General features: G+C 58.4%; 26 protein-coding genes. 17 read left to right on the top strand and 9 right to left on the bottom strand.

What is annotated here, in order from left to right:
• Positions 1 to 130 precede the first annotated feature (130 nt).
• Positions 131 to 1,018 carry a LysR substrate-binding domain-containing protein gene (locus tag AC6I7J_RS14975; RefSeq protein WP_211726365.1) on the top strand — a complete coding sequence of 296 codons (888 nt, stop codon included), beginning with the start codon at positions 131 to 133 and terminating at the stop codon, positions 1,016 to 1,018.
• On the opposite strand, the gene AC6I7J_RS14970 is transcribed toward AC6I7J_RS14975, so the two are convergent.
• A complete protein-coding gene (locus tag AC6I7J_RS14970) occupies positions 1,013 to 2,032 on the bottom strand; it encodes a LacI family DNA-binding transcriptional regulator (protein WP_146068673.1) in 1,020 nt (339 codons plus the stop codon). The genes AC6I7J_RS14975 and AC6I7J_RS14970 overlap by 6 nt on opposite strands.
• Positions 2,033 to 2,125: 93 nt before the next feature.
• On the bottom strand, positions 2,126 to 2,773 hold the full coding sequence (locus AC6I7J_RS14965) for a CPBP family intramembrane glutamic endopeptidase (protein ID WP_021507241.1): 648 nt from the start codon (positions 2,771 to 2,773) through the stop codon (positions 2,126 to 2,128).
• Positions 2,774 to 3,307: 534 nt separating this feature from the next.
• Between AC6I7J_RS14965 and AC6I7J_RS14960 the strand changes: the two genes are divergently transcribed.
• Together AC6I7J_RS14960 and AC6I7J_RS14955 are read left to right on the top strand one after the other, a co-directional pair.
• Positions 3,308 to 3,607 (top strand): I78 family peptidase inhibitor, encoded by a 300-nt coding sequence (locus tag AC6I7J_RS14960; protein WP_058758053.1) that lies wholly within the window; start codon positions 3,308 to 3,310, stop codon positions 3,605 to 3,607.
• A 250-nt stretch (positions 3,608 to 3,857) separates the two neighbouring features.
• Positions 3,858 to 4,175, top strand: a complete 318-nt coding sequence (locus AC6I7J_RS14955) for a hypothetical protein (RefSeq protein WP_021507239.1) — start codon at positions 3,858 to 3,860, stop codon at positions 4,173 to 4,175.
• 12 nt (positions 4,176 to 4,187) lie between these two features.
• Here the strand turns inward: AC6I7J_RS14955 and AC6I7J_RS14950 are convergent, their stop codons facing one another.
• Positions 4,188 to 4,439 (bottom strand): biofilm development regulator YmgB/AriR family protein, encoded by a 252-nt coding sequence (locus tag AC6I7J_RS14950; protein WP_021313231.1) that lies wholly within the window; start codon positions 4,437 to 4,439, stop codon positions 4,188 to 4,190.
• Positions 4,440 to 4,832: 393 nt separating this feature from the next.
• Between AC6I7J_RS14950 and AC6I7J_RS14945 the strand changes: the two genes are divergently transcribed.
• Entirely contained in the window at positions 4,833 to 6,131 is a 1,299-nt protein-coding gene (locus AC6I7J_RS14945) for a multidrug efflux MFS transporter (RefSeq protein WP_088516215.1), read from the top strand.
• Here AC6I7J_RS14945 and AC6I7J_RS14940 read toward each other — a convergent pair.
• Complete coding sequence (locus AC6I7J_RS14940; RefSeq protein WP_498006057.1) at positions 6,064 to 9,150, bottom strand: beta-galactosidase; 3,087 nt, start codon at positions 9,148 to 9,150, stop codon at positions 6,064 to 6,066. The genes AC6I7J_RS14945 and AC6I7J_RS14940 overlap by 68 nt on opposite strands.
• A gap of 489 nt (positions 9,151 to 9,639) precedes the next feature.
• Positions 9,640 to 9,792 carry a hypothetical protein gene (locus tag AC6I7J_RS14935; RefSeq protein WP_222985686.1) on the bottom strand — a complete coding sequence of 51 codons (153 nt, stop codon included), beginning with the start codon at positions 9,790 to 9,792 and terminating at the stop codon, positions 9,640 to 9,642.
• 18 nt (positions 9,793 to 9,810) lie between these two features.
• Between AC6I7J_RS14935 and iraP the strand changes: the two genes are divergently transcribed.
• The 4 genes from iraP (at position 9,811) to AC6I7J_RS14915 (ending at position 13,240) form a co-directional block, all read left to right on the top strand.
• Positions 9,811 to 10,065, top strand: coding sequence for an anti-adapter protein IraP (gene iraP, locus AC6I7J_RS14930; protein WP_021507236.1), 255 nt, complete (start codon positions 9,811 to 9,813; stop codon positions 10,063 to 10,065).
• 85 nt (positions 10,066 to 10,150) lie between these two features.
• Positions 10,151 to 10,456 (top strand): PsiF family protein, encoded by a 306-nt coding sequence (locus AC6I7J_RS14925; RefSeq protein WP_058757988.1) that lies wholly within the window; start codon positions 10,151 to 10,153, stop codon positions 10,454 to 10,456.
• Positions 10,457 to 10,655: 199 nt separating this feature from the next.
• On the top strand, positions 10,656 to 11,567 hold the full coding sequence (gene lpxO, locus AC6I7J_RS14920) for a lipid A hydroxylase LpxO (protein ID WP_021507234.1): 912 nt from the start codon (positions 10,656 to 10,658) through the stop codon (positions 11,565 to 11,567).
• A 146-nt stretch (positions 11,568 to 11,713) separates the two neighbouring features.
• Entirely contained in the window at positions 11,714 to 13,240 is a 1,527-nt protein-coding gene (locus AC6I7J_RS14915; protein ID WP_498006054.1) for an FAD-dependent oxidoreductase, read from the top strand.
• Between the two features lie 73 nt (positions 13,241 to 13,313).
• Here AC6I7J_RS14915 and proC read toward each other — a convergent pair whose 3' ends face one another.
• Positions 13,314 to 14,126: a pyrroline-5-carboxylate reductase gene (proC, locus tag AC6I7J_RS14910; RefSeq protein WP_021507232.1), complete on the bottom strand. Its 813-nt coding sequence runs from the start codon at positions 14,124 to 14,126 to the stop codon at positions 13,314 to 13,316.
• 144 nt (positions 14,127 to 14,270) lie between these two features.
• Here proC and AC6I7J_RS14905 point away from each other — a divergent pair, with 144 nt between their 5' ends.
• Entirely contained in the window at positions 14,271 to 14,714 is a 444-nt protein-coding gene (locus AC6I7J_RS14905; protein ID WP_010616571.1) for a YaiI/YqxD family protein, read from the top strand.
• On the opposite strand, the gene AC6I7J_RS14900 is transcribed toward AC6I7J_RS14905, so the two are convergent.
• A complete protein-coding gene (locus tag AC6I7J_RS14900; protein ID WP_058775202.1) occupies positions 14,715 to 15,401 on the bottom strand; it encodes a DUF2076 domain-containing protein in 687 nt (228 codons plus the stop codon). It abuts the gene before it with no gap.
• Between the two features lie 332 nt (positions 15,402 to 15,733).
• Here AC6I7J_RS14900 and aroL point away from each other — a divergent pair, with 332 nt between their 5' ends.
• On the top strand, positions 15,734 to 16,258 hold the full coding sequence (aroL, locus tag AC6I7J_RS14895) for a shikimate kinase AroL (RefSeq protein ID WP_021507230.1): 525 nt from the start codon (positions 15,734 to 15,736) through the stop codon (positions 16,256 to 16,258).
• A 110-nt stretch (positions 16,259 to 16,368) separates the two neighbouring features.
• Positions 16,369 to 16,560 carry a YaiA family protein gene (locus AC6I7J_RS14890; protein WP_021507229.1) on the top strand — a complete coding sequence of 64 codons (192 nt, stop codon included), beginning with the start codon at positions 16,369 to 16,371 and terminating at the stop codon, positions 16,558 to 16,560.
• Between the two features lie 76 nt (positions 16,561 to 16,636).
• Here the strand turns inward: AC6I7J_RS14890 and AC6I7J_RS14885 are convergent, their stop codons facing one another.
• The gene (locus AC6I7J_RS14885) at positions 16,637 to 16,831 is read right to left on the bottom strand and encodes a hypothetical protein (protein WP_132466392.1); all 195 of its coding nucleotides are present in this window, start codon (positions 16,829 to 16,831) and stop codon (positions 16,637 to 16,639) included.
• A gap of 17 nt (positions 16,832 to 16,848) precedes the next feature.
• On the opposite strand from AC6I7J_RS14885, the gene AC6I7J_RS14880 reads away from it, so the two are divergent.
• The 5 genes from AC6I7J_RS14880 (at position 16,849) to ppnP (ending at position 21,366) form a co-directional block, all read left to right on the top strand.
• Positions 16,849 to 17,607 carry an IclR family transcriptional regulator gene (locus tag AC6I7J_RS14880; protein WP_058757986.1) on the top strand — a complete coding sequence of 253 codons (759 nt, stop codon included), beginning with the start codon at positions 16,849 to 16,851 and terminating at the stop codon, positions 17,605 to 17,607.
• Between the two features lie 182 nt (positions 17,608 to 17,789).
• The gene (locus tag AC6I7J_RS14875; protein ID WP_058769365.1) at positions 17,790 to 19,349 is read left to right on the top strand and encodes an OPT/YSL family transporter; all 1,560 of its coding nucleotides are present in this window, start codon (positions 17,790 to 17,792) and stop codon (positions 19,347 to 19,349) included.
• Positions 19,350 to 19,364: 15 nt separating this feature from the next.
• Positions 19,365 to 20,297: a DUF1177 domain-containing protein gene (locus tag AC6I7J_RS14870; protein WP_021507226.1), complete on the top strand. Its 933-nt coding sequence runs from the start codon at positions 19,365 to 19,367 to the stop codon at positions 20,295 to 20,297.
• A 2-nt stretch (positions 20,298 to 20,299) separates the two neighbouring features.
• Positions 20,300 to 20,977: an AroM family protein gene (locus AC6I7J_RS14865; RefSeq protein WP_058758052.1), complete on the top strand. Its 678-nt coding sequence runs from the start codon at positions 20,300 to 20,302 to the stop codon at positions 20,975 to 20,977.
• Between the two features lie 104 nt (positions 20,978 to 21,081).
• The gene (gene ppnP, locus AC6I7J_RS14860; protein WP_010616577.1) at positions 21,082 to 21,366 is read left to right on the top strand and encodes a pyrimidine/purine nucleoside phosphorylase; all 285 of its coding nucleotides are present in this window, start codon (positions 21,082 to 21,084) and stop codon (positions 21,364 to 21,366) included.
• A gap of 198 nt (positions 21,367 to 21,564) precedes the next feature.
• On the opposite strand, the gene rdgC is transcribed toward ppnP, so the two are convergent.
• Entirely contained in the window at positions 21,565 to 22,476 is a 912-nt protein-coding gene (gene rdgC, locus AC6I7J_RS14855; protein WP_021507129.1) for a recombination-associated protein RdgC, read from the bottom strand.
• A 147-nt stretch (positions 22,477 to 22,623) separates the two neighbouring features.
• Between rdgC and mak the strand changes: the two genes are divergently transcribed.
• Positions 22,624 to 23,535, top strand: coding sequence for a fructokinase (mak, locus tag AC6I7J_RS14850; protein WP_021507130.1), 912 nt, complete (start codon positions 22,624 to 22,626; stop codon positions 23,533 to 23,535).
• Positions 23,536 to 23,549: the final 14 nt, after the last annotated feature.

Genomic DNA, 23,549 nt, shown 5'->3' with positions numbered 1-23,549 from the left:
ATCAATGTGACAACCTGGCAGTCAGCATTATCGGGCTGGCTGCCGCTGTGCAGAAATGATGCGCGTCTGGCCTTTTCGCCACAATCGATTAAAATTGCTCCATCATTGAGAAAAACTGAACGGTTAACTGATGCGTGATTTGCCACCGCTGAATGCCTTGCTGGCGTTTGAATATGTCGCCCGTAGCGGCAGCGTGCGGGCAGCGGCTGATGGCCTGTCGGTGACGCCAGGCGCGGTGAGTCGTCAGATTCGTCTGCTGGAAGAGTACTTTGGCACGGCGCTGTTTCAGCGTCAGGGGCGCGGGCTGGTACTGACGCTGCCCGGCAATGCCTATTTTCTGCAAATCAGCCAGCACCTCGACGGTATTCGCCAGGCGAGCGCCACGCTGCAGCGCAATGCCGGCCGCACGGTCATCCGGCTGCACTCCTTCACCACCTTCGCCACCCGCTGGCTGATTCCGCGGCTGGCACAGTTTCAGCTGGCGCATCCGGCGATTGACGTGCGCCTGACGACCGCGTCGGAATGGGACGATACGGTGGATTGCGACGCGGCGATTCGGCTTGGTGATGGTACGTGGCCGCAGCAGCACGCCACGCCGCTGGTGAAAAACGTGCTGGTGCCGGTGTGCCGTCCGACAGCTGACCGGCGCGCCAGCATGCATCTGGCCGGGCTGGCGCAGCATACCCTGCTGCTGGTGCGCGGACGTCCTGATGACTGGCAGCGCTGGTGCGAAGCATTTGGCGTGGAAATGGACGCGCTGCCGCACCGGCGGCAGATGGAAAGTTCGGCGCTGGCCTATCAGGCCGCCCTTGAAGGGCAGGGGATTGCGCTGGCGCAGCGCGTGCTGGTGGAAGCGGAGCTGAAGGCGGGCACGCTGATCGCCATGGAGGATTACCAGCTGGACTGTGGCCGGCACACCTATTACCTGGTGCGCCCGCAGGAGAGCGTTAAGGCTGCTACGCTACAGCAGCTGGAGCAGTGGCTGGTCACGCAGGATGACGGCGATCAGGCGTTATGAGCGGCGAAATGGTCCATCTGCCACGGAGGCGCGCTCAATCAGCCGTCCGCTGAACGGCGGCAGGGGCGCAATCGCTTCGCCCTCGAGCATCGCCACCAGCTGCGCCAGCGTGTGCTGAATCATCTCCGCCACCGGCACGTGAACCGTCGTGAGCGGCGGCAGGAAAAATTCGGCCATGCGAATATCATCAAAGCCCATCAGCGATACATCCTGCGGCAGCCGTTTGCCCGCCGCATTCAGCGCCAGCGCGGCACCAATCGCCATATCGTCATTGCTGGCCATCAGCGCGCTGAACGGTACGCCGGCACTCAGCAGCTGGCGTGCCGCTGCCTGACCACTCTCCGGCGTCCACGCGCCCGGCAGTACGCGCGCCGCTTCATACGGCAGCTGATGATCGGCCAGCGCCTGTTGGTAGCCAGCCAGACGCGCGTCGGCGGTGGGCGATCCCGCCAGTCCGGTGATAAAAGCGATGTCATGGTGACCGCGCGCAATCAGGTAGTTCACCGCATCGCGGGTATTTTGCTGATGCGAAGCCCAGACGCAGTTCGCCGCGTGCTGCGTCAGACGGCGGTTAACCACCATGATCGGGATATCGTGCTGGTCGATGATCGCTTCCAGCGCGGCGGTGTCGAGAAAACGCGGATAGATAATGATGGCGTCGCAGCGCAGATCGAGCAGAAACTCAATTGCCGCGCGCTCATCGTCAGCGCTGGTTTTGCCATCGGCGAGGATTAGCTGGCGGCCATAGTTATTGGTCAGCGTGGCCGTCTGGTACAGCAGCTCGCTGAAATAGGGGCCGTTAAACAGCGAATGAGTGACGATCAGGCCGATATTCTGCGATTTTTGCGTCGCCAGACTGCGCGCCAGCAGATTCGGGCGGTAGCCGGTTTCCTCTATCGCCTGAAACACTTTCTGCTGCGTGGATTTGCTGACATAGCGGTTGCCCGCCAGTACGCGCGACACGGTGGCTTTAGAAACGCCCGCTTTGCGGGCCACATCCAGCATAGTAATCATCAGCGCTTCGACCATCATTCCTGCAGGCTAAAAAGCGATAGTACCTGAAAATGCAGGGAAATTAATGGCATCGTTAGCAAACAGTGAGGGGGATCAGGCGTAGAACCAGGCGGGCAGGATGGCGATCAGGTTATTCAGCGTATGCAGAAAAATCGGCAGCGCCAGGCTGTTGCTGCGCAGACGCGCGTAGCACAGCAGCAGCGAGAACAGCGTCAGCGCAACGATGGTTTCCCAGTGCACGTACTGCGTGTGTAATGCGGCGAACAGCAGCGATGTGAGCAACATGCAGGCAAAACGGCTTTTGGGCGCCCACAGCAAAAACGCCTGCAGCAGAAAGCCGCGGAACAGCACCTCTTCAAACACCGGCGCCAGCAGCACGGCGGTGAGCAGCAGAATCAGCATTGAGCTGCGTCCCTGCTGGCTCTGTTCAATCAGCCAGCCTTCCGGCTGCAGGAACTGCGTCTGCGCCACCATCAGCACAAACAGTGCGCCGATAAACAGCAGTGCCTGGCCGGGGCGCAGAAAGCCCAGAGGAATGTCGCTGCGGCGCTGGCAGTAGAAACGGTACAGGGGATAGATCACGGCAAATTCAAACAGGCACAGCACTGGCACCAGCAAGCCGTTATTGCGCAGCGTCCCGTAATTGGGAAACAGCGTAATCAGCATGGTCACGAGGTAATAAACCACAAAGCTACCGACGTAAAACAGGGTCAACGTAACTTTGTCGGATTGGGTGTCCATAGGCGACTCAGCGGGCAGAGGAAGACGCATAGTAGCAACGGCGATCGGTGCTGTCGAGGTGCGTTTGCGGAGATTTTCGCCGGTTCAGATACGCCACAATCGCGGCGCTAACCGACCGCCTCATCACAGGCGTTACGCGGCATGGCAGCTTGCGCTTTCATCGCTGGCGAGCAGGCGGAGAGGGAACCGAATGACCTGTCTGGCGCGGAGGATGCCGCTGGCACCGTCTGGTGCACAACGGCAGAGAGAAAATTAACGAGGCTTAACGCACCCGGACGGCCACGAAGGTCATCACGATGGCGAAGCCGATAAAAATAGCCAGTTCCATCATTATCTCCTCAGAAAAGTCTTAGATAATTGTAGCGTCTGCGCGGGTGATTTTTAGACACAGCGTGCGATTAATCCGAAAATGTGAGCAGAAAATCGCGCCTTTTGTCACGCAATGCGACCAGTCTGCTGGAAAAATTTTCGCATCGGCGGCACGCTTTGTTACTCTCAGGAACCCGCTTGTTCATTATCCAGGAGGAGAAAATTGTGAACCATTATGGAAAAGCGCTGCTGCTGACGGCGATGCTCGCCTTAACGGCCTGTCAGTCAGCCAGTAAAACTGACAGCAGTCACGCCGTCAGCCACGATCCGGAAACCGACCAGTGCGGTGCCTCGCAGTATCAGAACTACCTCGGTCAGCCGCTGAGCGCGCTTGATACCCAGCGCTTTGCCGTACCGGTGCGCGCGATTCCGTGGAACGGCGCCGCCACCATGGACTTCAATCTGCGCCGCCTGAATTTCCTCGGCGATCAGAACGGGAAAATTTCCCGGGTTTACTGCGGGTAACACCAAACGGACACGGCATTGTCATCGGGCTGTCACGGCGGCGGGCGAGGATAGCTGCGCATTACGGAGATTTCCTCGTCACTCTCGAATATGCAATGCTCGTCTTGTTTCTTCCCGCTACGGCGGGAATTTTTTTCGCTATAACCTGCCTGCTGCGCCATATTGCCTCCGCCATAGCGCGCGATGAATCGCGGCTCTGCGGCGCCTGGCGTACAGGCAGCAATAACAGACTGACCTTACAGGAGTGACGATGAAATACCTGACCCGAACGCTGTGTCTGACGCTGCTGCTCAGCCCGCTGGCGCAGGCCTCAAGCGAGGCGGCATGGCAGCAACACGATAAAAACCTGCAGCAGGCGTGTGTGCAGGCCAGCGGTCTGAAAGCGGTGAAAGTGGTGGGTAAGCCGATCATGTACGACGACAGCGTTGGCTACGATGCGCTGTTGCTCGAAGGCCGCTATCCGCAAAAGCACATGAAAAATCAGCTGGGGCGGGAACTGTGCCTGTATCAGCGTCAGAGCGGTAAAGCAGTGGTCAGCGAAGCCGACCAGCTGCGGGTGGTGAAATAATCTCCGGGGCCGCTATTTTTGCGGCCCTGCTTCTAACAGCTGCGCCAGCAGGTTGCGGTAACTCTGCAGGCGCTGTTCATCGCCTTCCACTTCCAGCCGGGTAATCACGCGGGCAATCACCGCTTTATTGGTGGCGGGCTGGCCATCATCCATCAGCTCGCGCATGATGGCGGCCAGCAAATCGCTCTCGTGCGGCGCGTGCCAGGCGGGGCTGTTGAAATAGTCGGTAATCGCCCGACTGGCGCTGTCATGGTGCGTTCTCATAGCCGACCTCCGCAGAGACAACGAAGCCTGCCACCCACGACGGGCAGCAACTGAAAACCTGAATTAAGCATGCGGACTGTCCAGGACGGGCAGCGCCTCGCCAGTGATGACTGGTGATTTTTTAAACATAGATGCGGTGTGGAATATTGTCAGTAACGAATCGTCATATTTTTTCACGTTTGCCGTCTCTCGCGATGCGCTTATCGGGCCTTATGCCAGGTAACCGCACATAAAGACACTACAAAAGTGAGGCATTGCCCTATTTGCTGTGAGCAGAATCACGCCCGGCAGCGAAAAACTGCGTTTTCATCCTCATGCCATGTTTTGCCGTCCGGCAATGTTACGAGGTTGTTAGACTGAACCCTCGTTTCATTTTTTCTGACATCTGCGCTCATGCTACGCTCCATCGAATCCTGGAAGATCAATCTGATATCCGTCTGGTTTGGCTGCTTTTTTACCGGCCTGGCCATTAGTCAGATCATTCCTTTCCTGCCGCTTTACGTGGAAGAGCTGGGTATCCGTGGCGGCAACGCGCTCAGTATCTGGTCAGGCCTGACCTTCAGTGTCACCTTTATTGTTTCTGCCGCCGTGGCGCCGCTGTGGGGCAGCCTTGCCGATCGCAAAGGGCGCAAGCTGATGCTGCTGCGCGCTTCGTTTGGCATGGGCGCGGTGATTCTGCTGCAGGCGTTTGTCACTCAGGCGTGGCAGCTGTTGCTGCTGCGCGCGCTGATGGGACTGACGTCCGGTTATATTCCCAACGCCATGGCGCTGGTGGCCGCGCAGGTGCCGCGTGAGCGCAGCGGCTGGGCGCTGAGCTGCGTGTCGACCGGACAAATTGGCGGCGTGATCCTCGGGCCGATGATTGGCGGTCTGCTGGCTGACTGGCTGGGCCTGCGCATGGTGTTTATCGTTACCGCGGTACTGCTGATGGTCAGCTTTCTGGTGACGCTGTTTCTGATTAAGGAGACCGGCTACACGCCGGTGAGCAAGCAGGACAAACTGAGCGGGCGTGAGGTGATGCGCAGCCTCGATAATCCACGCCTGATGTTCTGCCTGTTCGTCACCACCATGGTGATTCAGATGTGTAACGGCTCGGTGAATCCTATCCTGACGCTGTTCGTGCGTGAGCTGGCGCCGGATGCGCAGAATATCGCGTTTCTCAGTGGTGTGATTGCCGCACTGCCCGGCGTGTCGGCACTCATCGCCGCACCGCGTCTCGGCAAACTCGGCGATCGCATCGGTACCCAGCGTATTTTACTGGCGACCATGATCGCCTCGCTGCTGCTGCTGATTGCCATGTCGTTTGTCACCAGCGCCACGCAGCTGGGCGTCCTGCGCTTTCTGCTCGGCTTTGCCGATGGCGCGATGATGCCGGCGGTGCAAACGCTGCTGGTGCGTCATTCACGCGATAACGTCACCGGCCGTATTTTTGGTTATAACCAGTCGTTCATGTACCTCGGTAACGTCGCCGGACCGCTGCTGGGCGCAGCGGTCTCAGCCGCCACCGGTTACCGCTGGGTATTCTTCGCTACCGCGGTCGTCGTCCTGCTCAACGTGCTGTTGCTGCGGCGCTTCTATCGCCGGCCAAAAACCGAGCTGAAACCCCTTAGCCCGGCGGCCGCCACTAAGCCGGCTGACGCAGCGTCAGCGCATAGTGCCAGCGCCGCTGAGAAAGCAAAAACTCCGGGCTGACGCTCGGGCTCCACGAATCGTCGCCGCCGACGCCCATATGGAAGCCGTCAAGATGCAGCCAGCAGCCGGGTTCGTCCTGCAGCAAATGGCGGTGCGAGGTGGCGCGCAGCTGCTCAAGGCTGTGGCGGCTGAGCGAGAAGGCAAAGTCGCCGCTGATCTGCCAGCTGCCGCTATCCAGCTGGCGCGTGCCGCAGCGCAAGCCATTCTCACCCGGAAAGACGTAGCCGGTGCTGAGCGCCGCCAGCGGCAGCTGCCAGCGTGAAAACTGCGCCGCCAGCTGGCGATCCGGATAGTTTTCATGAGGCCCCAGTCCCAGCCAGCTCACCTGGTGCGGGACCTGAGCCAGCTGGCAGCGCAGGCCGATGCGCGCGGGCGGCGGCAGACCGGCGGCCTGTTGTACATCGACGCTGATAGTCAGTTCGCCATCGCCGCTGATGCCATAACGCTTATGGCTGGTAAACAGATGCTGACCCTCACCCAGTACGCGATGCCAGGTTTCAATCTGCACGCTGTGCTGCAGGCTGTCGACCTGCATCGCCAGCAGCTCTGTTTGCAGCCGATCATAGCCCGCGCGTTTCCAGCGCTCGACCCAGGCGTTAGGGTCGATATTGGCAGCTTCGCTGGTGCCGATATCATTATCGATCGGTGCGCGAATAAAGCACTCCTCCAGCGGTGTCAGCATGGTTTCACGATCGTTCACCCACCACTGCAGCAGCGCGCCGCTGCGGCGACAGAAGTGCCAGCGCTGCGTGGGCAGCACCACCGCCACCAGATTGTGATTGGTTTCCAGCTGGGGCGCGCAGGCGCTGAGCGGCGGCAACGTAACCGGCAGTGCGGCCGGCAGCGCCCACTGATCCCAGGCCACGCGATGATCCGCCTCAGACCAGGGCGTGGCGGCGATCTGATGCACCGCGAGGTTGAGCCACGCTTCACCCTGCAGCGCTTCAGGCGCGGGCACGGTAAAGGTGTGGCTGCCTTCGGCATCGAGATCCAGCACCCATTCACCGCGCGCGAGGGTTACACCGTCCTGCTCAATCCACCAGCGCAGCCGTTCGTTGTCGCTGCGGCGGAATAAATATTCGCTGGTGACGGTCACGCGATACGCATCGCCGGGATCGCGCGTAAACCGGAAAAACTGCTGGGCGCGCTGTGCTTCAAACAGCGCCGGATGCGGCGTGCGATCGGCAAACACCAGCCCGTTCATGCAGAACTGGCGATCGTTGGGCGTGTCACCGAAATCGCCGCCGTACGCCTGCCACGGCTGGCCGTGTTCGTCATAGCGCGTCAGGCTTTGATCGACCCAGTCCCAGACGAAGCCACCCTGCAGCCGCGGAAACTGGCGAAATGCCTGCCAGTATTTGGCAAAGCCGCCAAAGCTGTTTCCCATCGCATGGGCGTATTCACACAGGATCAGCGGACGCGCTTCATCCGGCAGGCTGATCCATTTTTTCAGGGACCACTTCGGCACCGCCGGGAAGGGCTGGTCCTGATCGACGCGCGCATACATCGGGCACAGAATATCGGTGGCCGCCGTGTTGGCACCGCCGCCTTCATACTGTACCGGGCGCGTGCTATCGCTGCTTTTCACCCAGCGGTACAGCGCATCGTGCGTGCTGCCGTGGCCGGACTCATTGCCCAGCGACCAGATGATGATGCAGGCATGATTACGATCGCGTTGCACCATGCGCGTTACGCGTTCGCTATAGGCGGCAAACCAGCGCGGGTCGTCGGAGAGGCGGTTCATCGGCTGCATGCCGTGCGTTTCGATATTGGCTTCGTCAACCACGTACAGGCCGTACTCATCGCACAGCCGATACCACAGCGGATGGTTAGGATAGTGAGCGCAGCGCACCGCGTTAAAGTTGTGGCGCTTCATCAGTTCAATGTCCTGACGCATGCTGGCTTCATCCACCACCTGACCGCGCTCGGGATGGTGCTCATGACGATTAACACCGCGTATCAGCAGCGGCTTGCCGTTGAGGCACAGCTGGCCGTGCTCAATGCTGACGCGTCGGAAACCCACATCATAAGCTTCGGCTTCGATCACCTCGCCGGCATCATCAAGCAGCGTGACGACCGCACGGTAGAGATGAGGCGTTTCGGCGCTCCACAACAGCGGTTGCAGCACCGGCAACACCAGCAGGGTACGTTCCGGATAGTGGCCACGTTCATCAATGATGGCGCTGCCCGGCGGCTGTTCGTGCTGCGCAATACAGTCGCCGTTGCGCCATAGCGTGACGCGTACCCGACACTGACTGAGCGGGCGCGCGCCGGCATGGATTTTGACACTCACCCGTAAATCGCCGCGCAGATATTCCGGGCTGAGCGCGGTTTCGATCTGCACATCGCTCAGGCGGGTGTCCGGTTTGTGCAGCAGCGTCACGTCGCGGAAAATGCCGCTCATGCGCCACATATCCTGATCTTCCAGATAGCTGCCGTCGCTCCAGCGCAGCACCATGACCGCCAGACGGTTGTTTCCCGGCTGCAGCGCGTGGCTGAGATCAAACTCGGCGGGTAAGCGGCTATCCTGCGAATAGCCCATCCACTGTCCGTTGCACCACAAATAAAAGGCCGAGCTGACACCATCGAAGATGATGCGCGTTTGTCCCTGGCTTAACCAGCCTTCATCAACTTTAAATGTGAGCGAGTAACATCCGGTGGGGTTCTCGCGTGGCACTAAAGGGGGATTGACCGGAATGGGATACTGCACGTTGGTATAAATGGGCGCGTCGTAGCCGTGCAACTGCCAGTTGGCAGGCACCGGCAGCGTTGCGGCGTCCGGTAAGTCCTGTAGCAGCCAGCTGTGCGGCACCGCTTCCGGCGCGGTAAAATAACTGAAGGCCCACTGACCATTCAGCCGCTGCTGCGCAGGTGAGGAATGGCCATCGCGCGCGCTGACTTCATCGCGCCAGCTGGCAAACGGTGGATGCGCGTCCAGGCGATGCAGGCTGGTGATAACCGGGTTTTCCCAGTCACGGCGCGCCAGCACTTCACTCAGAGAAACAGCCGCTAAGGTCATAGTGAGATCTCATTAATTGTATTGCGCTCACATTGCGTGAAATGGCGTTAGCTGTAAAGACGCAGCGCGCAATTTTGTTACTGCGCGCACAGCGAGCAGTATTGACGTTTGCGGCACAGCGTTCGCTGTAACTTAAGCTGGTGTATTGCGCGGTCTGTGAGGCTTTTTTAGCGGTTTCTTGCCACTAAAACGTTAAGCGTGGTGAGCAGGCATGAATAGCGCCGGGTTGCGGAGCATTCTGTATTGTCGTGTTAACTGCCGCTTCATACACTCAGCGCAATTTCAGCAACCTGAGGTCAATATGATCCGTATCGTTAAGCTCGCTGCCGTTGTGGCGCTGGTGTCCGCGTTAAGCGGTTGTCTTTTTCCGCCGCCGGGCGGCGGAGGAGGAGGTTGGGGTGGTCCTGGCGGTGGCGGTCCCGGCCATGGGTATCAGGGTCCGCGTTAATTTAGCGCCAGTGCATAATTAATGCAGCGATGCGAAACGTTTTATCTGCGGCGTATTTTGTCAGTGAAACGTTTCGCCGTTATATATTGAATTTCAGCCACTTTTGTTACGCTTCGGCTAACCATTATTTTTCCTCTGGCCGGCAAAAATTCTTGTTGTTTTAATCCTGCCAATGCTAATTTTTGTTTTCCCATTCTGACTGAGTCCATCGCATGAAAAACCTGATTGCGGAACTCCTGCTCAAGCTGGCAGAAAAAGAAGAAGAGTCTAAAGAATTAGTGGTCCAGGTTGAGGCGCTGGAAATCGTGCTCACCGCCATGCTGCGCAGACTGGATGCCGCCCAGGTTAGCGACATCGCGGCGGGTATTGATCGCGCGATGCCGCCCGCCGCTTCCGTGCAGGAAAATCCGGACGCGCTGATGCTGCGCAATTACGTCGAAAAGTTGCTCAACCACCCGCGTGAATAATCCTGCCGTACGCGCATAGATTTTTTTCCGCTTTGCTTATTCCGTGCCATGCTTAACAGGCAATAATCACACGGAGAAACCGGCAATGAAATCGTGTCTTGTGGCAATAATGGCAGCAGGCCTGCTGCTGGCTGGCGGTGCGGGCGCGGCGGAGAAAACCGCGCAGCAGGAAAAAATGACGCTGTGTAATCAGCATGCAGGCGCGCAAAATCTGAAAGGCGATGCGCGTAAAAGCTTTATGAGCGAATGCCTGAAGAAAGACAGCAAAATGGGCAATATGACGCCGCAGCAGATGAAAATGAAAAGCTGTAATAGCGAAGCAGGAGAGAAAAAACTCAGCGGCGATGCGCGTAAAACCTTTATGAGCAGCTGTCTGAAGAAGAGTGCTTAAACCTCTGGCGGCCTGCGGGCCGCTTTTTTGTGTCCGCACTCGCAGGGTTAATGCGCGACGTATTTTTTCTGTCATAAACGGCACGCGTTGCCAAAACTTTACAAAATGCTTACATAAAATTCCATTTCTCCCCATCCAGTCTCTCTGACGCTTAACCGTGGCCAGAGCGGCTTTACGTGCAACATAAGGAACCTGTTGTATGGTCGCTGCGATCATTATTGGTGTATTTATTATTAGTGTGCTTTACGCCCACTCACGCGGCGTGGAAAAGCAAAAGTTTTCCCGTCAGTTATTTGATCACTCCACTTTTATGGCGCCGATCAATATGTTTATGACCGGGCTGTCGCGACTGCCGGCTAAACAGCCCTATTTTCCGGTTGAGGATTTTCCTGAGCTGCGTCAGCTGACCGATAACTGGCAGGTGATTCGCGATGAAGCTATTCGCCTGCAGGATCACATTAAAGCGGCGCAGACGCATAACGATGCCGGATTTAATACCTTCTTCAAGCGTGGCTGGAAGCGTTTCTATTTAAAATGGTATAGCGATGCACATCCGTCAGCGCGCGAACTCTGTCCGGTAACCACCGAACTGGTGAGCAACATTCCCGGCGTTAAAGCGGCCATGTTTGCTGAACTGCCGCCGGGCAGCCATCTGGGCAAACACCGCGATCCTTATGCCGGTTCGGTGCGCTATCACCTCGGCCTGCAAACGCCGAACGACGATCGCTGTTTTATTGAAGTGGATCGTCAGCGCCACAGCTGGCGCGACGGTCAGGCGGTGATTTTCGACGAAACTTACGTGCACTGGGCGCAGAATGAAAGCGAGCAGACGCGTATCATTCTGTTTTGCGATATCGAGCGGCCAATGAAATGGCGCTGGGCACAGGCGGTCAATCACTGGGTGGGCTCGACGTTAATGTCAGCAGCGGCATCGCCCAACGACGAAAACGATCGTACCGGCTTCCTCAACCGCATCTTCAAATACGTTTATGCGCTGCGCGATGCCGGTCAGAACCTGAAGAAACGCAATCGCCGGTTGTATTACTGGGTCAAACATGGACTGATTGTGGCGATTTTCGCGCTGATCATCGTGCCCAGCGTCTTCTTCTGATCCTTTCGTGCCGCTTAAAACGGCGGTTTAACAGTCAGTTAACCGCCGTTTCGCTTTGTTTCTCCTGCTAAATCCTCACGCTTTGCCACACTTACTCTTTGTAAGGAATTGTCGTATCAGACGAATAACCCCGAAGGAGGCGAACCGTGAGCTATCAATCTGTCGTGGAACTCAAGGCGCTGGCGCAGCGTAAACCCACTAAAGTGACCGTCGGCGAAACGGATATGGTGCTGATTCGCGACGGCGACCGCGTGCAGGCGCTGCAGGCAAAATGTCCGCACGCGGGCGCGCCGCTGGAGCAGGGCGCAGTGTGCGGCGACAAACTGGTGTGTCCGTGGCATAAGGCGGTATTTGAGCTGCGCGATGGCAAAATGTGCGAGCCGCTGGCGCTGGCCAATCTCAAACGCTATCCGGTGCGCATTGAACAGGGGCAGGTGCTGATCAATCCGCAGGCGATGTCGCCGGCCATTGCGCCGGTAGCTCAGGGTGAAGCGCCGGTGTGCGTGATTCTCGGCTCTGGCGCGGCGGGCAGTGCTGCGATCTGGACGCTGCGCGATGAAGGCTTTAGCGGCCGTATTGTGCGTATCGAGCGTGAAAGCGACGCACCTTACGATCGCACCACGCTGAGTAAATTTGTCCCTTCCGGCAAGATGGCCATCGATGAGGTACCAAAGCTGCTGAAACAGGATGTGCTGGGCCCGGTGGTGTGGCTGCAGGGGGAGGTGGTGCAGCTGAAGGCGCAGGAGCAGACGCTGGTGCTGAAAGACGGGCAGCAGGTGAAGTTTGACCAGTTGCTGATCGCGACCGGCGGCGTGCCGCAGCCGCTTGATATCCCGGGCAAGGATCTGGAAGGCGTGCACCTGCTGCGTTCACTGCGCCAGGCCGATGCGCTGATTTCCCAGGTGGATGAGGCGCAGCAGCTGGTGATTATCGGCAACAGTTTTATCGGTATGGAAGTGGCCGGTGCGCTGCGAAACCGTGACATTGATGTCACGGTGGTGGCGCGTCATCCGCTGCCGTTTGCCAGCCAGTTCGGCGAAGAGATTGGCCGTCATTTTTATGAGCTGCACCGCAGCAACGGCGTGAAATTTGTCGAGGGTGAACCGGAAGCGCTGACCGGCGAAGGCGCAGTGAGTGGCGTGCGGCTCAAAGGTGGCAAAACCGTGCCAGCCAGCCAGGTGCTGTTTGCCACCGGCATTGTGCCGGCCACCCATTTTATTCACGACCTGCCCTTACAGAAGGATGGCAGCCTGCTGGCCGACAGTCAGCTGCGGGTCAGTGAAAACATCTGGGTCGCGGGAGATATTGCCAGCTATCTCACGCCGCGTGGCGTGCAGCGCATTGAGCACTATCGCGTGGCGCATCAGCAGGGGCGCATTGCCGCGCTGAATATGCTGGGCAAACGCATCATGTACGATCGCGTGCCGTTCTTCTGGACTGCGCATTACGGCACCCGCTATGAGTATCTGGGGCATGCAGAGGAGTGGGACGATTATCGCCTGCTGGGATCGCTGCAGGACAAACGCTTCATCGCTTTTTACTGCCAGCAGGGCATGATTGCGGCAGTGTGTTCAGCCGGCATGTATACGCTCACCGCCGCGCTGGTGCATGAGATGCAGCAGCCAATGACGCTGGAACAAGGCCTGGCGCTGTTTGAAGCGTATCAGGGTTAAGGTTCAAGTCCGCACCCAACAGTCCCCTCTCCCGCCTGCGGGAGAGGGTTAGGGTGAGGGGAAATCCGCACCATCACTGCTTACTCAGCGCCTCGGACTTCGCCATGCACTGCTGCATCGCGCCCATCACCGCAGCGCGGAAGCCTTTCTCTTCCAGCACCTTCACCGCTTCAATGGTGGTGCCGCCCGGTGAGCACACCATATCTTTCAGTTCGCCAGGGTGTTTGCCGGTCTCCAGCACCATCTGGGCGGAACCTTTTACCGCCTGCGCCGCAAACTGATAAGCCTGCGCCCGCGGCATGCCGCCCAGCACGGCGGCATCTGCCATCGCTTCGATAAACATAAACACGTAAGCCGGTGCCGAGCCGCTGACACCCACCACGGCATGAATCAGATACTCGTTCACCACCGCCGCTTTGCCGAAGCTCTCAAAAATGGTCACCACCTCGTCCACTTCCTGCGGTTCTACCAGCACGTTCGGCGTAATAGAGGTCATGCCTTCGTTGACCAGCGACGGCGTATTCGGCATTACGCGGATGATTTTACGATCGTGACCGAGCACCGCCGCCAGCGAATCCAGCGTCACACCTGCGGCAATCGACACCACCAGCGCATCTTTCTTCAGCTGGCCGGCCAGATCCTTGAGCACTTTGAGAATCACGTTGGGTTTCACCGCGCCAAACAGAATGTCCACTTCACGTGCCAGACTCTCGACGCTTTCTGCCGCCGTCACGCCATACTGCTGCGCCATCGCCTGGTTGGTGTCGGGTTTTCGATCGTGCACCCAGATATTGGCCGGGGCGATCTGCCCGCTGTTCACCAGGCCGCTGATGATGGCTTTCGCCATATTGCCGCAGCCGACAAACCCGATTTTCTTCTCCAGCATCGCTTTATCCTTTACGTGGTTCGGTTTTCTCAGTGGGTTAGCTTACGTCAGCGGCGGTGAATAACAAGTCGCGCACAAATAACATTTGCCATTCGCGGTCAGCGCGGCAAGATCGCAGGCATTGCCCGTTAATAAGGATTAAACATGTCGATTTGGGTGGATGCCGATGCGTGTCCCAATGTCATCAAAGAGGTGTTGTATCGCGCCGCTGAGCGCACCAAAGTCACCGTGACTTTCGTCGCTAACCAGCCGCTGCGCGTACCGCCGTCGCCGTTTCTGAAAACGCTGCAGGTGGCTGCCGGCTTTGACGTGGCCGATAACGAGATTGTGAAACGCGTGCAGCCGGGCGAGCTGGTGATTACCGGCGATATCCCGCTGGCAGCAGAAGTGCTGGAGAAAGGGGCGGCAGCGCTGAATCCGCGCGGGGAGCGCTACAGCAGCGATACCATTCGCCAGCGTCTGACCATGCGCGATTTTATGGAAACGATGCGCGCCAGCGGCATTCAGAGCGGCGGCCCGTCGGCACTAAGCCCACGAGACCGCCAGCAGTTTGCCAACGAACTGGATAAATGGTTACGTCAGCGTTAATCAGACGAAGCTGTCGTCGTCGTCAAAATCACCGCCGCTGCCGAAATCGTTGAAATCATTGTTATCGGCAAAGCTGTTGTTGTCCCAGCCTGAATTGTCATTCAGGAAGGCATTGTTGCTGTCATTGCCGTTGAAGGTGTCCAGATTATCATCCACCTGCGGCAGCGCCGGTTCGTTGATGATATTAACGATCTCTTCCGGCTGCGAATGGTGGAACAGGCTGGTGAGCATGTCCGCCATCACCACACCGCCGGCCACGCCGACAGCCGTTTGCAGTGCGCCACCCAGGAAACCGGTACCGCGCGCCGGTGCAGCATACTGCTGCTGAGGCGGTGCGGCATATTGTGGCTGTTGCGGTGCGCTGTTCCATGCCGGCTGTTGCGGCTGCGCCGGGCGTGAACCGCCGCCAAACAGGCTCGACAGGAAGCCGCCGCTGCTTTGCTGCGGGGCCTGCTGCTGCGCCTGCGCCAGACGGCTCTCCAGCTCCGATACCTGCGCGTTGAGCTTTTTCATCGCCGCTTCCTGAATCAGGATCGCCTGCGCCATGTAGTAGGGCGCACCGGGCTGGCTCTGTAAATGCTGATTGATTAACTGTTCGGCACCGGCATCACGCGGGCCGCTCTGGCTTTCTGCCTGTTTCAGACGGCTGAACAGGCTTTCAATAAGTTGTTGTTCCTGGCTCTGCATGGTGAACCTCCGGTTAGGCATAGCGTGTTGTTCTTCAGGCGACCAACAGGACGTCCGTTGCCTGAACTATAAAGCGTATATGCGGGCTGCGTGACAGAAAGTAAATCAGCGGCCTGGTAAGCAAATGTTGCCCCGCGCTTACAAATCGCCTGATGCACGAAATGCGCATCGTTTTCCCGTTAAAAATCAAAATAATGGCATTAGCTATCACTGAAATACGCGTAATTCGTGCTTCGCGGCTGGCTGATAAAATAAAATCCAGGTATCATGCGACGCATTATTGACCTGATGACGTTGCCCGCGCGGCAGACTACGGCGGAGGATGAGCCCGGATGTCATTACCCATCTATCTGATCGGCGCACGCGGTTGCGGTAAAACCACCATTGGCCAGGCGCTGTCGCAAGCGCTGGGCTATGCCTTTCGTGACACCGACCACCACCTGCAGCTCACCACACAGCGCAGCGTGGCAGAGATTGTGGCGACGGAGGGCTGGGACAGCTTTCGCGCGCGTGAAAGTGAATCGCTGCGGGCGGTTACCGCGCCTGCCAGCGTAATCGCCACCGGCGGCGGCATGGTGCTGGCTGATGTCAATCGCCACTTCATGCGCGAGCATGGCCAGGTCATCTGGCTCAACGCGCCCTCTGGCGTGCTGGCCGATCGGCTGGAGCGTCAGCCAGAAGCGGCACAGCGTCCGACCCTGACCGGCCGGCCTATCGCGGAAGAGATGGAAGATATCCTGCGCGAACGCGCGCAGCTCTACCGTCAGGCTGCGCACCATGAAGTCAACGCGATGCAGGCACCGGAGCAGGTGGTGGAACATATTCTGCAATCGCTGTCTCTCGCCCGCGCCAGCTAACTGCCTAAGAATTCTCCCTCTTTTTTACAGCGATCCTCGATTGTCTATACTCAATAGCAGGCAGAGGATCATCGCTGTCTGTGTGGAAACCTGACATAAGAGGGAAAACGATGCCAACCAGACCACCCTATCCGCGAGAAGCGCGCATTGTTGCCGTTGAAAAAGGGCAGGCGGGCAATACCGTCACCTGGTATGAATTACGGGCCGATCATCCACGTCCGGATACCTTAATTAGCGAACATAAATCGGAAGCGGAAGCGCAGGATGCCAAAGACCGCTATGAAGATGTGGAAAAAGAATAATCCCGGCGGGCAGGGATGCCCGCTTTGGCGTAATTACGTCCGGTCGCTAAATAGATTTTTTATTTTCCCTGATGCGCTAATTACGGCGATAAAAGCTGCCGTCTTTTCTGTTTAATCGCTCTCCTGCCTGATAACGTCTTTTTATTTTGCCTTTAGCCCTTATTTTCTGCTGCCTTAAATAGCCTGCGTTTTGTCCGGTGCAAAATTTGCGCTTGACCGATAAACCGTCGCGTTTTACTTTCGGGTTATCGATACAGGAACTCAGTTCCATATAGTGAAACCAGCGCCATGACCACACTCGAAAATGCCGCCGCCGTGCTTAAGCTGTTTCAGCGCTTTGGCGTGGCGCAGGGCCATCCCGGCCTGACCTTTACCGAGGTGGTGGAGGCGCTGGGGCTGCCGAAAAGTACCGTGTCGCGCCTGCTGGCGACCATGGAAAGCGAAGGTTTACTGGAGCGCGATCCCGACAGCCGCTGTTTTCAGATTGGCCGCGTGCTGTTGTCCGTTGCCGGGCACTATCTTTCGACACCGTTGATTGACAGCGCATCGGCGCCGATGGCGCGCCTGGCGGCCAGCAGCGGCTGCATGGGCTATATCTCAGTGCTGGACGGTGACGATGTGCTGGTGATGCGCATGTACCACGGTCGCTTCTTTACCCAGCTGGTGACGCCGCCGGGTACACGGGTATCGGTTACCGGCACGTCGACCGGCCGCGTGCTGTTAGCGCAGCTGAGCGATGACGAGGTGCGCGCGCGCTTCAGCGATAACTGGCAAACCGCGTCGATCAATTCACCGCTGAATATCGATGCGCTGTGCAAAGAGCTGGCGCTGATTCGTCAGCAGGGCTGGGCACTGGCACGCAATGAAACGCTGCCTGGCATTAGCTCGCTTGCCGTAGCGGTAACCAATAAACACCGCGGTGAAAGTGCCGCATTGTGTCTCTCATTTCTTTCGCAGGAAGCGGCCCCGGGTTATCCGGAAGCGCTGCTCAGCGAATTGCGCGCAACGGCTGCACTGATGGCCGAAAAATACGGCGCAGCGTCCTGAATAAAACAGGACAACCCTAATTTGATTTCAAGGCGTAATACTTCGCGCCACACCGGGGAAATAGCAGGTCTTCGGACCTGCTTATTTCAATAATCAGGGAACGATGAATAAAACATTGAGGTTCCGCGTGTCGGGCACAATGTCATTGCGCGTTTTCTACAGGGTGAAAATACGGGGATAATATGCGTCTGGATAATCCAATAAAAAATATTGGCGTGGGCCTGATGCTGGTTCTGCTGTCAGTTGCAGGGGCCATCATTGGGGTACAGCTGATCACAACTATTGGGGTAACGCCCAATACTTCTATTATCGGCGCGCTATTTGCCATGCTGCTGGCGCGCATTCCACTGCAGTGGTTTCGCCGCTACCGTTCGGTTGAAGTGCAAAACCTTGCACAGACCGCCATCTCTTCCGCCACCTTCGGCGCTGCCAACAGCCTGCTGATGCCGATTGCCGTGCCGTGGGCGCTGGGTGAGCCGCAGCTGGTGCTGCCGCTGTTTGTCGGCGTCAGCGCGGCAATGCTGCTGGATGCGTGGCTGCTGTATCGTCTGTTTGATACGCGCGTGTTCCCGGCCAGCAATGCATGGCCACCGGGCGTGGCGGCGGCAGAAGCGATCAAAGCCGGTGATAAGGGCGGTCGCCAGGCGTGGCTGCTGGTGGCTGGAATCGTGGGCGGCGTCGCGGGCTCAATGCTGAAAATCCCGATGTCCGCTTTTGGTACGGCATTCATTGGCAATATCTGGGCGCTGACCATGCTCGGCATCGGCTTCCTGCTGCGTGCCTATGCGCAACCGGTTGCCGGTATCGATATTAACGCGCTGTACATTCCGCACGGCGTCATGGTCGGAGCCGGTCTGGTGGCGCTGATTCAGGTGGTGCAGGTGATTCGCAGCCGCCGTCACGACAACCTCAACGTCAGCCGCAGTGACAACGAAGTCAAACGCGCGCTCGGCCTGGGGACTGTCGGCTATATCGTGATCTCGGCGCTGCTGGCGCTGGGTGGCGGCTTGTGGAGCGAAATGGGCCTGCCGATGCTGCTGCTGTTTATTATCTACGCGGCCTTTGCCGCCTTTGTGCATGAGCTGATTGTCGGCATCGCCGCCATGCACTCGGGCTGGTTCCCGGCCTTCGCGGTAGCGCTGATCACCCTGATCCTCGGCATTCTGCTCGGCTTCCCGCCGCTGGCGCTGTGCCTGCTGTGCGGCTTCACCGCGGCCACCGGTCCGGCCTTTGCTGATATGGGCTATGACCTGAAGGCCGGCTTTATTCTGCGCGGTAACGGGGCCGATGTGCAGCAGGAGCTGTGGGGCCGCCGCATCCAGCTGATCGCCGCGATGATCGCTTTCGTCATCGCAATTCCGGTGGTGTGGTATGCGCATAACCTGTTCTTTGTCGACAACCTGCTGCCGCCGGTGGCGCGCGTTTACGCCAAAACTATTCAGGCCGGCGCGGAGCCGGGCATTGCCGGTAGCCTGCTGATGTGGGCGATTCCGGGGGCGATTATTCAGCTGATCGGCGGGCCTAAGCGCCAGCTCGGCGTGCTGTTAGCCACCGGTCTGTTAATCAACAACGCCGCCGCAGGCTGGGCGGTGCTGGTCGGGATTGCGTTACGTGTCCTGATCCTGCGCGTGTGGGGCGAGCGTGGACGTTCACCGATGGAGGTGATGGCCGCTGGATTCATTGCGGGCGACGCGCTGTACAGCTTCTTCCACTCACTTTTTGCCAGTAGCAGTAAGAAATAATCCAGGGATTTAGCGATGAGTTTACAGCAGACACTACAGGTTTTTGAGTTACTCGACAGCGCCTACGTGGATGGCCAGCAGGTGGTCGATCTGTTCGCCGCCTATCCTGGCGTGCAAGCCAGCTTTAAGCGCGTCAGCGGGCCAAAAGGGCGCACCGATTTTGTGCGCATCGACATTCCGGGCGCCCAGGGCAAAAGCCGGGGCGGCAGCGCGCCGACGCTGGGGATCATTGGCCGTCTCGGCGGCATCGGTGCGCGCCCGACGCGCATCGGCATGGTGTCCGACGCCGACGGTGCGGTTGCTGCGGTGAGCAGCGCGCTGAAGCTGGCACAGATGCAGACCAAAGGCGACGTGCTGGCCGGCGATGTGATCGTAACCACGCATATTTGTCCGGATGCGCCGACCCGGCCGCACGAGCCGGTGGACTTCATGGATTCGCCGTGCGACGACATCACCATGAATGACAACGAAGTGGTTGCGGGCGTCGACGCGATTCTCTCTATCGATACCACTAAAGGAAACCGCATCCTCAACCATAAGGGCTATGCGCTGTCTCCCACGGTGAAAGAGGGCTACATCCTGCGCGTGTCGGAAGATCTGCTGCGCATCATGGAGATGACCAGCGGTCAGCCTGCGGTGACGTTCCCGATCACCACGCAGGACATCACTCCTTACGGCAACGGCGTGTATCACCTCAATAGCATCCTGCAACCGTCCACTGCCACCGATGTGCCAGTGGTGGGCGTCGCGATTTGTGCGCAATCCGTGGTGCCTGGCTGCGGCACCGGCGCCAGCCATGAAGTGGACATCGCGGCGACCGTGCGCTTTGCGGTGGAAGTGGCCAAAGAGTTTGGCCGTGAGACCTGCCAGTTTTATGACCCGCAGGAGTACGCGCTGCTGCTATCTTTGTATGGTAGCCTCAGCCACCTGCGCAGCCGGAAAGCCTGATGATGAAACCGTCGCTTGTAACCTTAACCATTGGCCAGTCACCGCGTAGCGATATTTTGCCGCTGCTGCAGGAGCATTTGCCCGCCGACGCCGTCGCGCATGCCGGTCTGCTGGATGGCCTGACGCTGGCCGAAGTGGAGCAGTTATACGCGCCTGCGCCGGGTGATAAAGTGCTGGTTTCGCGCATGAGCAGCGGCGAACAGGTACGGCTGGCGGCGGCCACCGTCGAACAGGGACTACAGCGTAAAATTACCGCGCTGGAGCAGCAGGGTTACGACACCATTCTGCTGCTGTGTACCGGTGAGTTCGGCACGCTAAAAACCACGTCGGCGCTGCTGCTGGAGCCGGATCGCATCATTCCGCCGCTGGTCAGCGCCATCGTACAGGCGCACAAAATCGGCATCGTGGTGCCGGTTGAGGAGCAGATCGCTGAGCAGGCCAGCAAATGGCGAAACCTGCAAAGCTCGCCCTGTTTTGCCGTCGCCAGCCCGTACCTGGCGCAGCAGAGCGAACTGATGGAAGCCGGACTGACTCTGCAGGAGCAGGGCGCTGATGTGGTGGTGCTCGACTGTATCGGTTATCACCAGAAACACCGCGATTTCCTGCAGAACATGCTGGGCATTCCGGTGCTGCTGTCGAATGTGCTGGTGGCGAAACTGGCGGCTGAACTGATCGTCTGATCGAGGCCGATCACAACTTGCGACGGGCGGCGCTAATTCGCGTGACAGATCAGCGAGTTCCCTTGTAATCTGCCGGTAACCCTAATGTGCTGTGAGGAAGTAACATGCTCAACGTAAGTGAGTATTTCGACGGAAAAGTGAAATCCATTGGTTTCGACAGCGTGACCATTGGCCGGGCCAGCGTTGGCGTGATGGCGGAAGGCGAATACACCTTTGGTACCGGTCAGCCGGAAGAGATGACGGTAGTGAGCGGCGCGCTGAAAGTGCTGCTGCCGGGCGAAGCCGAGTGGAAATGGTACGAAGCCGGATCGGTATTTAACGTGCCGGGCCACAGCGAATTCCACCTGCAGGTGGCGGAGCCAACGTCTTACCTGTGCCGCTATCTTTAAGCGTTAAAGCAGCATCCATTATCAACCGGTAATGCCTGTGCGGCGTTACCGGTTTTTTTTATGCGCCAGCATGAGGTGTGTGGCCTGCGGTCAGCATAAATGCTGACCCTACAGGTATGAATCAGCATATTTGCAGGGGCGCCATTCATGGCGACCGTTAAACACACCCGTACTATCCTTCCAGCCGGCGATGCCCGCTTAACGCTGCGCTTCGCCGCCTAACGCTTCCACCAGATTGCTGATCAATGCCGCCAGCTCGCTGGTCATCAGAATGAAATCGGCATCAAAACGCTGGGCGAAATCATCGCGATCGATATCGTCATTCTGCTCGCGCAGCGTGTCGCTAAACTTCAGACGCTTCACCGACGCATCATCGGCGATCACCAGCTGAATACGCTCCTGCCAGTCGAGCGCCAGTTTGGTGACCACTTTACCGGCTTCGATGTGGGTGGCGATCTCGTCGGAAACCAGATCCTGCTTTTTACAGCGGATCACGCCGCCATCTTCCAGTATCGCCTTCAGCTCAGCCTCGTCCATCAGGGTGAAACCTGCCGGCAATTCACCGGAGCGCACCCATTCGGTCAGCGTCAGCTCGATCGGATTTTCCAGCGTCAGCGGCACCACCGGTAGCGAGCCGAGGCTCTTACGCAGTAACGCCAGCGTATCTTCCGCTTTCTTCGCGCTGGCGCAGTCGACGATGATCAGATTGTTGACGGTGTCGATCCACATAAAGGTCTGACTGAAACGGCTGAAGGCGCGCGGCAGCAGGCTATGCAGCACTTCATCTTTCAGCGAATCCTTTTCGGTCTTTTTCAGCTTGCGGCTCTGTTCCGCTTCCAGCTTCTCAATTTTGGCTTCCAGCGCCTGCTTCACCACCGGCGACGGCAGAATTTTCTGCTCGGTGCGGGCGCAGATCACTATCTGACCGTTAATCACATGCGTCAGCGCTTCGCTGCGGTTGCCCATCGGCGAGACCCAGCCGGTTTTGGCCATGTCCTGGCTGCCGCACGGCGTGAAGGTGAAGGCGTCGAGCTGTTTTTCCAGATCGTCTGCGGACAGCGGGATGTCCCGATTCAGACGATAAACCATCATATTTTTAAACCACAACATCAGGATTCCTTACCGTGGGTGCGATCGGGCGCACAAGTCTAAAACAGTCAGCGCGCATGATAGCGAAACATCGGAGTGGTTTCATTGCCTTTCCCGATTCAGCCTTCTACTGTATCTGTCACCTGAACGAATAATGAGGAATAAATCGTGCGTATCGGTATTGATTTAGGCGGCACCAAAATTGAAGTGATTGCGCTGTCTGACCAGGGCGAGGAGCTGTTTCGCCACCGCGTGAATACCCCGCGTGACGACTACGCGGCCACGGTGCAGGCGATTGTCGATTTAGTCCTGCTGGCGGAAGCGCAGACCGGGCAGCAGGGAACGGTCGGCATCGGCATTCCCGGCACGATTTCTCCTTATACCCAGCGGGTAAAAAATGCTAACTCGACGTGGCTCAACGGACAGCCGCTGGACAAAGATTTGGCGCGTGCGCTGAATCGTGACGTGCGCATCGCCAACGACGCGAATTGCCTGGCGGTTTCCGAAGCGGTTGATGGCGCAGGCGCAGGCCAGCCGCTGGTGTTTGCGGTGATTATTGGCACCGGTTCCGGCGCTGGCGTGGCCATCAACGGAGAATCACGCATTGGCGGTAACGGTAACGCAGGCGAGTGGGGGCATAATCCGCTGCCGTGGATGGACGAAGACGAACTGCGCTATCGCGCGGAAGTGCCGTGCTACTGCGGGCTGCAGGGCTGTATTGAGACGTTTGTCTCCGGCACCGGCTTCGCCATTGATTATCAGCGTCTCAGCGGACAGGCGCTGAAGGGCGCGGAGATCATCCGGCTGATCGAGCAGCAGGATCCGGTAGCCGAGCTGGCGATGAGCCGTTATGAAACGCGGCTGGCCAAATCGCTGGCGCAGGTGGTTAACCTGCTCGATCCGGATGTGATCGTGCTCGGCGGCGGCATGAGCAACAACGATCGGCTGTACCAGACGGTGCCGACGCTGATGAAACAATGGGTGTTCGGCCGCGAGTGCGAAACGCCGGTGCTGAAAGCGGTGCACGGTGACTCCAGCGGCGTACGCGGCGCCGCCTGGCTGTGGCCGGTGAAAGGGTAGCGTAACGACGCTTT

This window comes from Type-C symbiont of Plautia stali (assembly GCF_059730935.1).
Note: the sequence above shows the minus strand (reverse complement) of the source record. Positions and strands in the feature narration are given on the sequence as shown.